The organism is Flavobacterium beibuense F44-8 (assembly GCF_000769915.1).
GTDB lineage: Bacteria > Bacteroidota > Bacteroidia > Flavobacteriales > Flavobacteriaceae > Flavobacterium > Flavobacterium beibuense.
In genome coordinates this window covers 21,509-35,088 of record NZ_JRLV01000023.1, presented here as the reverse complement: position 1 = coordinate 35,088, position 13,580 = coordinate 21,509, and the positions used below count along the sequence as shown (strand labels likewise).

The following is a 13,580-nucleotide window of genomic DNA, read 5'->3' as shown; positions in this document are numbered from 1 at the left end:
TTACACATAATCCCAACCACACTATGAGAGAGATAAATATAAAGCTGTTACTACCCTATAATTGGGGACACATAAGAAAAATTAAAATTTATGATAATAAAAAGCAGTTAATCACCAAAATTATGCACGGTGAGGAACTCACATTAAATATAGATTCTGATATTGAAGAAGTGATTATTAAACTTGATTTTTACAAATCTGTAATAAAAATCCCAAAAAACGAAAAAGTATATCTGGGTCTGTATATGGACTTCAGGGATCGCTTTCCATTTAAATACCTGGACACTTTAAAAAGGAAATGTTTAACTGGCCGTTTCATGACCGAAGAGGAATATGAAAATTTCAACCTGAGCTTTTATGCCGAATCATTCCGATGGGTTCCAAAAGCCGGAATTGATAAGCCTACTGTATTTTTAGGCTTACTCCTATCTGTTGCCATAGTAGCTCTATCCATAATACAACAACACAACCCTTATCAGGACATTGTTTTCTTTATAGGAGCATCGGGAACCATATCGCTGGCCCTATTGTATTTTGAAAAAGATAAAGTGGAACTTTACGATTACCGAAACAGGATGATAGCTTCAGGTTGCTCATTCATACTAGCAGGACTACTGGCTTCTTCATCCTTATCTGCCGGAGCTTTATTAGTGATTTTAGGTTTTACTTTTATACTACGATCTATTGCCGGAGTAAAACGTTTGTTTAACTCGGCAAATTTAACCCGATAGAATATGTCAATATGTCATATTTTACAAATTAAATAGTATCTTTGCGAATTCAAAAAAGCACTACAGTAGCGAATCATGGAAAAGATTATAGAAGAGAACAAACAGGGAGAAAGTCTTGTTTTAGAGCAAAAAGACGGAAACAGCAAAAAGCTTTTTATAGAAAGCTACGGTTGCCAGATGAACTTTTCTGACAGCGAGATTGTTGCATCCATCCTTGCAAATGAAGGATATAATACCACCCAAAACCTTGAGGAGGCTGATTTGGTATTGGTTAATACCTGCTCCATCCGCGATAAGGCAGAACAAACTGTACGTAAAAGACTGGATCAGTACAACGCTATAAAAAAAATAAACCCGGGAATGAAAGTGGGCGTTTTAGGCTGTATGGCCGAACGCTTAAAAAGCAAGTTCCTGGAGGAAGAAAAAATTGTTGATATGGTAGTAGGCCCCGATGCCTATAAAGACCTGCCTAACCTTTTAAAAGAGGTAGAAGAAGGACGTGATGCCATTAACGTAATCCTTTCTAAAGAGGAAACCTATGGAGACATTGCTCCTGTGCGCCTTAACAGTAACGGGGTAACCGCATTTGTTTCCATTACACGCGGTTGTGACAACATGTGTACGTTTTGTGTGGTACCGTTTACCCGCGGACGCGAAAGAAGCCGTGACCCGCAAAGTATTACCGAGGAGATTGCTGCACTATGGGAGAGAGGCTTTAAGGAGGTAACACTGCTTGGCCAGAACGTAGACAGCTACCTTTGGTATGGCGGCGGACTTAAAAAAGATTTTGAAAAAGCCAGCGAAATGCAAAAGGCAACTGCTGTAGATTTTGCCCAGTTACTGGACATGGTTGCTACACAGTTCCCTAAAATGCGTTTCCGTTTCAGTACTTCAAACCCACAGGATATGCACCTTGAGGTAATTGAAGTAATGGCTAAACACCATAATATATGTAAGTACATCCACCTGCCGGTACAAAGTGGTAGCACACGTGTACTTGAAGCAATGAACCGCCAGCACACCCGCGAGGAATATATGGAGCTTGTGAACAACATTTACCGCATTATACCTGAAATATCACTTTCTCAGGATATGATTGCAGGTTTCCCAACCGAGACCGAAGAAGATCATCAGGACACATTAAGCCTTATGGAGCATTGTAAATATGACTTCGGGTTTATGTTTGCCTACTCTGAGCGTCCGGGCACACTGGCTGCCAGAAAACTGGAAGATGATATTCCTGCCGAGGTGAAAAACCGTAGACTTACAGAGATTATCAACCTACAGCAAAAAATGGCTTTTGAAAGAACCCAGCGTTTTGTAGGACAAACAGTTGAAGTACTTATTGAAAAAGAATCTAAACGTTCTAACGAACACTGGAGTGGGCGTAATTCACAAAACACCACAGTAGTATTCCCTAAAGAGGGCAACTACAAACCGGGTGACTTTGTAAATGTAAAAATCAGCAATTGTACTTCGGCAACCCTTATTGGTGATGCAGTAGGTTACAGCGACATGAATTAAGCATGACGGATATAACTATAACCCAAACCTTAAAGCAAGACGACCTTGCAAAGGCAAGTCTATATAATTTAGTAATCGGGAGAAGTCCGGTATTACTTATAATATATGGCGCTTTAGCATTAAGTGCAATTATAACATTTGTAAATCCGTTTAATGCCTATAGGGAAAGGGATAATACCAGTTACGATATTTTTGTATATGTAATAGCAATAATCGCCATACCCTTATTACTTTGGAGAAGTATAAAGAAGGCTTCAAAAAAGGCTTTTGAAAAAAATGCCAGGTTTTACAATAATGTTAGCTACACCTTTACCCCTAACTCATATAAAAGTGAAGGTGAAGATTTTAGCACTTCATACAAATGGGAAGACCTTTACAAAATAAAAGAAACAAAAAAATGGTTTTTTATACATATAAGTAAAAACCAGGCTGTAATACTAGATAAGTCACAAATTGATTTATTACAACAAACAGAAATGAAAAATATATTCAATTCTGTTCAATCAAAAATCAAAGTGTCACTCATAAAATAAAATGTGACAATGCCTATGGAAAACATACAAGCCATAAAACAACGATTTGAGATTATAGGGAACGACCCTAAACTTAACCGTGCTTTGGAAAAAGCGATACAGGTGGCCCCTACCGATATTTCGGTACTGGTTACAGGAGAAAGCGGTGTAGGTAAAGAAAGTATTCCTAAAATAATACACGCACTCTCTCACAGAAAACACGGCAAGTACATTGCTGTTAACTGTGGTGCGATACCAGAAGGGACTATAGACAGTGAACTTTTCGGTCACGAAAAAGGAGCCTTTACCGGAGCCACTTCTACCCGCGAAGGGTATTTTGAAGTTGCCGATGGCGGTACTATTTTCCTTGACGAGGTTGGTGAACTACCTTTAACCACACAGGTTAGGCTGCTTCGTGTTCTTGAAAACGGAGAGTTTATAAAAGTAGGTTCGTCTCAGGTACAAAAAACCAATGTGCGTATCGTGGCAGCAACAAACGTAAACATGTTTGAGGCCATTGAGAAAGGAAGATTCAGGGAAGACCTTTACTATCGTTTAAGCACGGTAGAGATTTTACTCCCTCCGCTTCGCGAACGAAAAGAAGATATCCACCTGCTGTTCAGAAAGTTTTCTTCCGATTTTGCGCACAAATACAAAATGCCTCCTATTAAGCTGGATGACGATGCGGTACAGTTATTGTTGCGCTATCGCTGGAGCGGAAACATCAGGCAGCTACGCAATATTGCAGAACAGATATCAGTACTGGAAACCAATCGTAACATTTCGCTTTCCGCACTGCGTTCTTATCTACCGGATACCGGCACTAACCTACCGGCCGTAGTTAGTGAGAAAAAAGCAGAAGGCGACTTTAGCAACGAAAGAGAAATACTGTACAAAGTACTGTTTGACATGAAAAGCGATTTAAACGACCTTAAAAAGCTTACCATGGAACTGATGCAAAACGGGAATACGAGTAAAGTACAGGAGTCTAACAAAGGACTTATCCAAAGAATTTATGGCAACAGTCCGGCAGAGGACAACAACCATAATTTTGAAGAAAGAATCCGTACAGAGGTTATGCCTCCACAAAAAATAAGTCATGCTACCGAAACGGTAATAAGTCATCATGACGACGACGATGATGACGATGATCATTACCTTTTTGCAGAGACTGTTGAAGAAGAAGAAACACTCCGTCTAGATGAAAAAGAAGTTGAGCTTATAAAAAAGGCACTGGAACGCAACAAAGGAAAACGTAAGGCTGCTGCCGATGAGTTAGGAATATCTGAAAGAACATTATACAGAAAGATTAAGCAATACGACCTTTAACAGGGATTAATGAAATATTTAAAATTTATACTGGTTTTTGTAATAGCAGCTACTTTTAGTGGTTGTAACACCTATAGTTTTACAGGAATAAGTGTTGATGCCGATTCTTTTCAGGTGAACCACTTTCAGAATAATGCTGAACTGGTTGAACCGGGCATTGAGCGCAGTTTCACTAATAAGTTACAGGAACTGATACAAAACCAAACCCGCCTTAACCTAACCGACTCTAATCCTGATTTGGTTTATGAAGGCGAAATTACACAGTATCGCATCTCACCCATGACAGCTACCGCTAATCAGGGTGCGGCCCAAAACAGGTTAAGCATAACTGTAAATGTGAGATTTTCAAACAAAAATAATCCTGACGGTGATTTTGAAAAACCTTTCAGCTTTTATTATGATTACAGCGGGAACGACCTCCCTACAGGATCAGTACTTACAACTGCTGTTAATGAAATTTTTGAAAGGATAAGTCAGGATGTTTTTAACGAGTCGCTTACTAACTGGTCAAAAGCCTAATTAATAAAACACAACCTTTACTAATAAAAAAGGATAATGAGATATTTAAAATTCATACTTGTTTTAGTTGTAGCCACTACATTAAACAGTTGTAGTGTGTATAACTTTACAGGAACAGGTAAAATTGATGCCGAAACTTTCCAGGTTAACTATTTTCAAAACAGTGCCGAAATTGTAGAACCGGGTATAGAACGTACCTTTACATTAAGGTTACAGGACCTGATACAAAACCAAACCAACCTAACCCTTACAAACTCGGGAGGTGATTTGGTTTACGAAGGCGAGATTACCCAATACCGTATCTCACCAATGACAGCCACTGCCGATCAGCGTGCTGCTCAAAACAGGTTAAGTATTACGGTAAACGTAAGGTTTACCAATAAGAAAAACGAAGATGACGATTTTGAAAAACCGTTTAGTTTTTACTATGACTTTAGCGGTGATTCGTTACCTACAGGATCGGTACTTACGGCTGCTTTAGACGAAATTTTTGAAAGAATAACCCAGGACGTTTTTAACGAGTCGCTGGCAAAATGGTAATTAAATAAAAAGCTCCCTTAAAATAAATACATTTGAACACGAAAGATTTTACATACCTGCTTAATAAACCCTACAGTGTTACAGACAAGCACACCATGGATCTGGAGAGCGTATTATACGAATTTCCGTACCTGCAAAGTGCGCGTGCCATACACTTAAAAGGCTTATACAATCAGGATAGCTTTCGTTATAATATGGAGCTTAAAAAAACGGCATCACACACTAACGACCGTTCGGTACTTTTTGACTTTATTACCTCAGAGAATTTCCAGAGCATTCAAAAGGATTTTTTAGAGGAGAAAGAAAAAGCTATCGAAGAAATCACCGTTAAAGATACTGAAACCCTCCAAACAGAAACGGACGAAACAGAGACTCCTACTCCTCCTGCTAACAGACTGGAGCGTTCTATAGAACAAACCATAAAAGAAGCAGAAGAAAACAAAAGGAAAGAAGAGGAAATTCACGATATCCCTGCCATAGTAACTTCACCCGTTTTTACCCCTGGTGAAGAAAAGGAGGAACAGACAGAGGAACCTCAACAGGATGAAACCGAAAAAAAACTGGAAATAGGCAAACCGCTGGAATTCGATAAAGCCGAACAACATTCATTTCAGGAATGGCTACAGCTTTCAAAACTCACGCCTATAAACCGCGAAACCGAACCGGAAGAAACAACAATTTTAGAACCGGAAAGCACAGTTGAAGACGAAAACACCCTGACTGAAGAACCTAAAAAGGAAGAAACAGAGAATCCAGGACAAACTTCTTTAGATAAAAAACTGGAACTTATAGATAAATTTATAGAATCAAACCCTAAAATAGTTCCTGTTAGAAATGCCACCCAACCCGTGGCAAACATAGAAAAAAGCAGCAGTGACAGCTCGCTGCCTATGACTGAAACACTTGCAAGAGTATACCTGGAACAAAAAAAATATCAGAAGGCAATTCAAGCTTATGAAATTTTAATTTTGAAATATCCGGAAAAAAGTGTTTTCTTTGCAGACCGCATAGCGGATATAAAGATTTTACAACAAAATAATAATATAAATAACAATGGTTGACTTTTCAATTTTTCTGGTACTAATTGTAGTAGTAAGTTTCCTTTTGGTTTTAGTAGTTATGGTACAAAACCCTAAAGGAGGAGGATTATCTTCTTCATTCGGAGGAACTCAAATGATGGGTGGTGTTCAAAAGACAACAGACTTTCTTGATAAAAGCACCTGGACTCTTGCCACTGTTCTAATCGCTTTAATTTTACTATCTACTTTAAGTTTCTCTAACGGAACTACAAATAGTATTATTGACGAGAGTGCTGTTCCAACTACAACGGCTCCGGCTGCTACTGAAGAAGCTGCACCGGCCGCTACTGAAACTCCTGCTACAACAGAAGGAGAAGCTCAGGAATAGTTTCAACATACAATATAAAAAAATGCCAGCCTGTCAGTGCTGGCTTTTTTTTTGCCACAAATCTGTCAGTTTTATGAATTGGCATAATTTCTGAAAAATTCAAAACAGTTAATTTTAAAAACAATAATCATAAATAGTAATTCATATGGCTTTAAACATTAAACCACTTTCAGATCGAGTTCTGATTGAGCCCGTAGCCGCAGAAACTCAAACTGCTTCAGGAATTTTTATCCCTGACACTGCTAAAGAAAAACCACAAAAAGGTATTGTAGTAGCCGTAGGTAACGGAACTAAAGACCATGACATGACAGTTAAGGTTGGCGATACTGTTTTATACGGTAAATACGCAGGAACCGAGCTTAAATTTGAAGGTAAAGATTACCTTATAATGAAAGAAGAGGAGATTTTTGCAGTAATCTAATAAGAGTTTAATATTTTTTAAAAACATATAACCAGAATACAACATGGCAAAAGAGATAAAATTTGATATAGAGGCACGCGACGGTTTAAAGCGTGGTGTTGATGCGTTAGCTAATGCTGTAAAAGTAACATTAGGCCCTAAAGGACGTAACGTAATTATAAGCAAATCATTTGGCGGACCAACCGTAACTAAAGACGGTGTATCTGTAGCTAAAGAAGTTGAACTTGAAGACGCACTTGAAAACATGGGTGCTCAAATGGTGAAAGAAGTTGCTTCTAAAACTAACGACCTTGCAGGTGACGGTACTACAACAGCAACTGTTTTAGCACAGGCTATCGTTAAGGAAGGACTTAAAAACGTAGCTGCGGGTGCTAACCCAATGGACCTTAAAAGAGGTATTGACAAAGCAGTTGAAGCTATTGTAAAAAACCTTTCTGAACAAACTAAAGAGGTAGGAAGTACTACAGATAAAATCAAACAGGTTGCTTCTATCTCTGCAAATAACGACGAATCTATAGGTGAGCTTATCGCTACTGCTTTTGGTAAAGTAGGTAAAGAAGGTGTTATTACTGTAGAGGAAGCTAAAGGTACTGATACTTATGTTGACGTAGTTGAGGGTATGCAGTTTGACAGAGGTTACCTTTCGGCTTACTTTGTTACCAATTCAGAAAAAATGGAAGCGGAACTGGATAACCCTTACATTTTACTATACGACAAAAAAGTATCTTCAATGAAAGATCTTCTTCCTGTACTTGAGCCGGTAGCTCAGTCTGGAAAACCACTTCTTATCATTGCTGAAGATGTAGATGGCGAAGCTCTTGCTACACTTGTTGTAAACAAATTAAGAGGTGCGCTTAAAATTGCTGCTGTTAAAGCTCCTGGCTTTGGTGACAGAAGAAAAGCGCTTCTTGAAGATATCGCTATCCTTACAGGAGGTACTGTAATTGCTGAAGAAAGAGGTTACACTCTTGAAAATGCAACACTTGATATGCTTGGTACTTGTGAAAAAGTAACTATAGATAAAGATAACACTACAGTTGTAAATGGTGCCGGTGATGCAGAAAACATCAAAAACCGAGTTAACCAGATCAAAGCACAAATAGAGTCGACCACTTCAGATTACGACAGAGAGAAACTACAGGAGCGTCTTGCTAAGTTAGCAGGTGGTGTTGCTGTACTTTATGTTGGTGCTGCAAGTGAAGTGGAAATGAAAGAGAAAAAAGACAGAGTTGATGATGCACTACACGCTACAAGAGCTGCTGTTGAAGAAGGTATAGTAGCCGGTGGTGGTGTAGCTTTACTTAGAGCTAAAGCTGTACTTGCTAACATTGATGCTGACAATGCTGACGAAGCTACAGGTATCCAGATTGTTTCACGTGCTGTTGAAGCTCCACTTAGAACAATCGTTGAAAATGCCGGTCTTGAAGGATCTGTAGTAGTTGCAAAAGTTGCCGAAGGGACTGGTGACTTTGGTTACAATGCTAAAACAGATGAGTATGTAGACATGCTTGGTGCTGGTGTTATTGACCCTAAAAAAGTAACACGTGTAGCGCTTGAAAATGCTGCTTCGGTTGCAGGTATGATCCTTACAACAGAGTGTGCTTTAATTGACATTAAAGAAGAAGGTGCTGCCGGTGGCGGAATGCCAATGGGTGGCGGAATGCCTGGAATGATGTAATAACAAGCATCACAACAATATAGACAAAGGAGCCTTAGGGCTCCTTTTCTTTTTTAAAATAATTGAAAAAGGCATACTTTAGCAAAACCAAAAAATAATTGCAAAATAACAATCACACCTACATGAAAAAGAAAATTAAAGCATTGCTGCTATGCATTGCACTCGCAAACGGATTAGCCAGTTTTGCACAACAATCCAAAAAAGAAGAGATTGCAAAGAAATTTGAAGACTACTTCCTTCTCGAACGTGAAAACATTCATGCACACTTTGACAAAAATGTTTTTTTAACAGGTGAAAGCGTTTGGTTTAAAGGTTATGTATTTCACAGAAAATACAATATTCCTTTCTTCTCCTGCGTAAATATTTTCGCAAACCTTATTGACGAAAACGGAACTGTTTTAGAAACAAAACTCCTGTATGGCAACCTTGGTGATTTTACCGGAAATTTTAAACTTGACAGCAGTTTAAAGTCCGGAAAATACTACATCCAGTTTTACACTAACTGGATGAATAACTTTACTGAGGACGAGTCTTCTGTATACGACATAACAGTTATAAATGAAGAAACAGGTATACCGGCATCCCTAACTAAAAATGCAGAAGCCGAGATAAATATAATCCTAAAACCCGAAGGCAACTTTATTAGCGATTGTACAAACACCATAGCAGTACATGTAACCGGATGCGACAATACTCCTCTTAATATTGATAAGGCAATAGTGCTAAACAATAAAGGAGAAGAAACAAAAGAGATAACTTTAAACAAGTTAGGCTATGGCAAATTTGACATTTCTGTAAACAACTCAGCAGATTATACTGTACAAATAGAATTAAACGGAAACAAATACAGTCAGCCCTTACCTCCTATTGAGGCAAAAGGAATCATTATGGACGTAAACAGCTATGTAATAGCCAATAAAACTATTATTAAGCTTAAAACCAACTCCTTTACCTACAACGAGATTAAGGGTAAAAAATATTATGTTGTCATAAACAAAGACAACAAAACATCTGTTATTGATTTCTCATTTAATGACAACCAACTGGAGCAAACTATACTGCTTCAAAACAAAGACCTTTTTGAAGGAATAAACACACTGCGCATTCTGGATACCAATCTTAACGAAATAGGACAGCGACTGTTTTACGTATATCCTGAAAACACTATAAATACCGATATCAAAAAAACATTTGATGATAACGGAACCGTAGAATTTAAAGGAAAAGTAAACAGCAGTAGCATGAGCCTTAGCGTATCTGTTTTACCTGAAAACACAATAAGTATAACTGAGAAAGAAGACATTTATGGTGATTTCCTCCTTTCCCCTTATATTAACGGACAGGTAAAAACTACTGCAAAGCAATATTTTAGTGACCTATCACGAACCAGCAAGTATGAGCTTGATTTGTTCTTAATGTGCCAAACCAGCAAATACAACTGGCACAGTATAAAAAATAATCCTCCTAAACAAAACTATTCGTTTGACATTGGTTTATCTCTAAAAGGCATCATAAATAAGAAAAAATCATTAAAAGGACATTATGTTATAATTTCCTCTTTTAAAGGCTTACTAAATGAAAGAGCTTATGTAACCGATAAGAATGAATTCTATATTAACAATTTAATTGTCCCTGATTCATGTAATGTAAGTTTCTCTTTGGTTAAACCGGGACAAAAGCCAGAGCCCTTAAAATTAACCCCTCAGGTTTCAAATAATATAAGACCGTTTAATAAACCTTATAAACCTGTTAAAGTTTCCTGTGTAGACTACACTTCAAATCCTGATTCAAAAATTGCTTTACCAAAATATAACTCTCAAAGCGTTATGCTGGAAAACATAACTATTGACGGAGATGCTAAAAAGAGTTTAAAATATGCCAGAGGTTCCGGTAACGGCTTACTAAGAGGCTACAAAATTAGCGAAGACGATGCTATTAGCTTTTTTTACCTGCTGGATTTTATAAGATACCATGGTTTTGATGTAACCAAAACCCCAATGGGCGATATTAATATTACCGGAAGAACCGTAAATACTTTTCAAGGACAGCCAACAACACCAATGGTTTATATGAACACCTGGCAATTAATGAGTTTTGATGTTCTGGATGGCATTCAGACCTCAGAAGTTGAAGAGCTATATATCAATCAGCATATTGCAGTTCCCGGAGTTGATAATAAAATGGGGATAATCAAAATTTACCTAAAACCGGGAGGAGGGTTTAAATCAAAAAGCAAAAAACCTGAAGTCTCCTTTCTTATAAAAAAAGGATTTGAGGAAAACAGCGAATTCAAAAACGCTGAATACCTTTCAACTTATGATGATATAGGTTTCCAAAACTTCGGACTGATAGACTGGCATCCTACAATTATTACAGATGACAAAGGAGAGTTTAGCTTTAGTATACCTAAACTTTATTCGGGCAAAGTTAAAATACTTATAGAAGGCATTGCCCCCGACGGTAAAATGGTTTCGGAAATAAAAACAGTAAACTTATAAAAAAGAGGGTGTTAAAGTATTTAACACCCTCTTTTTTTGTAACTTCCCCAAACTATGAAAAAGCGCCTTACAACAATAATATTTCTCTGTATCTTAATAGCATTACCTATTTACGGACAAGAAAATAAAGTACAGGAAATCTCATCGATAGTCAAAAATTACTTTTCCCTTGAGAGAGAAAATATACATGTACATTTTAATAAAACCACTTTCATTACTAACGAAAGTATATGGTTTAAAGGTTATGTATACTATAGTAAAAAAAACACACCTTTTTTTACTACAACAAACATTTTTGCAGTACTAAAAAATGCTGAAAACAAAACTTTAGATTCAAAATTACTATACGGTAGCTTAGGCTCCTTTGAAGGAAATTTTGAGCTCCCTCCTAACATGGTTTCGGGCACTTATTATTTACAGTTTTATACTAACTGGATGAATAATTTTAAAGAAGACCAGTCTGCCATATATAAAATTGAAGTAATTAACCCAAACACTCCGGGTCAAAGCACAACAAACGATGCAGGTATTGAAATAACAACATACCCTGAAGGAGGAACATTTCTTAAAAATAAAACAAATACTTTGGTAGTATCGGTTAAGGGATGCAAAAATCAGCCCTTACCTGTTACCGAAGTTAATCTTTACAGCCATAATGAAATAATTCAAACTATACCTCTTGACAACAATGGTTACGGAAAATTTGAATATTATGCTGTTGAAGAAATCACAACAGACTCATTAAAAGTAACTTTTCTTAATAAAACCTATAAAACAGCCCTACCCAAAGCACAAAAAAAGGGGATTACTCTTAAGTTCACTAACAAAACAGGCAATGATGCTTCTTTGCTTGAATTAAAAACAAATAAAGATACTTACCCTGACATAGAAAACAAACCCTTTTATATACTAATACATAAAGATGACAATGCCTTTTTACTGGAAACTAAGTTCACTGATAACGTTACAGATCAGGAAATGTTAATTACTGATAATTATTTATTTGACGGACTAACTACAATACGGATAATAGACAGTGATTTAAATGAAGTAGCACAAAGGCTTATATATAAAGATTTTGAAAATGATATCCCCGTAAATATTATTGAAACTATACAGGAAAATGGCAACATACTATTTACAGCCCAAACTACAGCTAACACTAATTTAAGCATTACTGTACTGCCTTTACAAACTAAAACCCTTAATAATAATAGCATTCTCAATGACTTCTTACTTGCTCCTTATATTAAAAACCATCCTGATATAAATATTTCAGAGTATTTCAATAATAGTAAAGAAACTAATAAAAACCTCGACCTATACCTAATTTGCAGCAACAGCAAATATATTTGGGAAACTATGAAACAAAATCCGCCAAAAGAAAACTACACTTTTGACATGGGATTAAAAATAAAAGGAGTTATTAATCAAAAGCTAAAGCGCGGAAAAAAATATTTGGTTAAAGTTACCTCATTTGGTACTATTATCGACGAAGAAGCTGAAATTGTAAACAATAACGAGTTTTATTTTGATAATCTCATATTAGCCGATTCCTGTAAACTTGATTTTGAGCTACTGGAAAACGACAAAAATATAACTCCGAAAATTTACTTAAGAACCCTTAACAACACATCACAGTACAACCATCCATTTACCCCTAATGAAAAGAGATGCATAACCGATAAAGTTGATGAACCATTTACTGATTTACCTAACATACAAGAAGAGGCTATTAGACTTAAAGATGTTGTTATTGAAGAGAAAAGAGAAAAACTTAAACATGCAGTAGCATTTGGTAACGGACAGCTAAGGGGCAGAAAAATTACTGAAGCCGAAAGTATAGGCTTTCCTACAGTTCTTGACCTTATAAGATATGAAGGCTTTGAGGTAAGAAACAGGCCCGATAGTGCCGTTGCTGTTTACGGACGTTCGAAAAATACATTTGTAAAAGGACTAAAAAACTCGCCCGATGTATTTCTTGATGATTACCGCCTGGTAAAACTGGATATTTTAAGAGACATATTAACTAGTGAAATAGATGAGTTTTACATTAACAAACACATGTCGGTACCAACATTACAAAACAGGATTGGTATAATTAAAATATACCGTAAAAGAAAAGCTTTTAGTGCACTTAAAGATAAGCCTGTATACAACTATGTTTTAGAAAACGGATTTGAAAAAATAAAACCTTTCACAAACACTACATATACAAACGGTTACAGTGGTAGCGGTTTTAATAATTACGGGCTAATTCACTGGATACCCACAACCGTTAGTGATGAGAATGGAAAATTTAGTTTTAGTATTCCGCAGGCATATAAAGGAGAAGCTAAATTAATTATTGAAGGATTTTCGCCCGAAGGTAAAATCATTTCTCAGGTCATAACTATTAACTTATAATAAAAAAGCGGGTAA

The 13,580-nt window shown here is 36.8% G+C and carries 12 protein-coding genes; all 12 read left to right on the top strand.

The annotated features are described in order from the left end of the window. Positions 1-23 precede the first annotated feature (23 nt). The 12 genes from Q763_RS15430 to Q763_RS15375 all read left to right on the top strand — a co-directional run bounded on the left by Q763_RS15430 (position 24) and on the right by Q763_RS15375 (position 13,565). The gene (locus Q763_RS15430; protein WP_035135931.1) at positions 24-731 is read left to right on the top strand and encodes a hypothetical protein; all 708 of its coding nucleotides are present in this window, start codon (positions 24-26) and stop codon (positions 729-731) included. Positions 732-806: 75 nt separating this feature from the next. After that, a complete protein-coding gene (gene miaB, locus Q763_RS15425) occupies positions 807-2,255 on the top strand; it encodes a tRNA (N6-isopentenyl adenosine(37)-C2)-methylthiotransferase MiaB (protein WP_035135930.1) in 1,449 nt (482 codons plus the stop codon). Between the two features lie 2 nt (positions 2,256-2,257). Continuing rightward, complete coding sequence (locus tag Q763_RS15420; RefSeq protein ID WP_035135929.1) at positions 2,258-2,788, top strand: YcxB family protein; 531 nt, start codon at positions 2,258-2,260, stop codon at positions 2,786-2,788. A 15-nt stretch (positions 2,789-2,803) separates the two neighbouring features. Next, positions 2,804-4,096 (top strand): sigma-54 interaction domain-containing protein, encoded by a 1,293-nt coding sequence (locus Q763_RS15415; protein ID WP_035135965.1) that lies wholly within the window; start codon positions 2,804-2,806, stop codon positions 4,094-4,096. 9 nt (positions 4,097-4,105) lie between these two features. After that, the gene (locus Q763_RS15410) at positions 4,106-4,615 is read left to right on the top strand and encodes an LptE family protein (RefSeq protein WP_035135928.1); all 510 of its coding nucleotides are present in this window, start codon (positions 4,106-4,108) and stop codon (positions 4,613-4,615) included. A 36-nt stretch (positions 4,616-4,651) separates the two neighbouring features. Further along, positions 4,652-5,155 carry an LptE family protein gene (locus Q763_RS15405; protein ID WP_035135927.1) on the top strand — a complete coding sequence of 168 codons (504 nt, stop codon included), beginning with the start codon at positions 4,652-4,654 and terminating at the stop codon, positions 5,153-5,155. 32 nt (positions 5,156-5,187) lie between these two features. Continuing rightward, positions 5,188-6,216 (top strand): tetratricopeptide repeat protein, encoded by a 1,029-nt coding sequence (locus Q763_RS15400; protein WP_035135925.1) that lies wholly within the window; start codon positions 5,188-5,190, stop codon positions 6,214-6,216. After that, positions 6,209-6,562, top strand: coding sequence for a preprotein translocase subunit SecG (gene secG / locus Q763_RS15395; RefSeq protein WP_035135924.1), 354 nt, complete (start codon positions 6,209-6,211; stop codon positions 6,560-6,562). Before Q763_RS15400 ends, secG begins: the two co-directional genes overlap by 8 nt. Before the next feature lie 145 nt (positions 6,563-6,707). Further along, the gene (locus tag Q763_RS15390) at positions 6,708-6,983 is read left to right on the top strand and encodes a co-chaperone GroES (RefSeq protein WP_035135923.1); all 276 of its coding nucleotides are present in this window, start codon (positions 6,708-6,710) and stop codon (positions 6,981-6,983) included. A gap of 43 nt (positions 6,984-7,026) precedes the next feature. After that, entirely contained in the window at positions 7,027-8,661 is a 1,635-nt protein-coding gene (gene groL, locus Q763_RS15385) for a chaperonin GroEL (RefSeq protein WP_035135922.1), read from the top strand. A 122-nt stretch (positions 8,662-8,783) separates the two neighbouring features. Further along, complete coding sequence (locus Q763_RS15380) at positions 8,784-11,159, top strand: hypothetical protein (protein WP_035135921.1); 2,376 nt, start codon at positions 8,784-8,786, stop codon at positions 11,157-11,159. Between the two features lie 54 nt (positions 11,160-11,213). After that, on the top strand, positions 11,214-13,565 hold the full coding sequence (locus Q763_RS15375; RefSeq protein WP_035135920.1) for a hypothetical protein: 2,352 nt from the start codon (positions 11,214-11,216) through the stop codon (positions 13,563-13,565). The last annotated feature ends 15 nt before the right edge of the window (positions 13,566-13,580 follow it).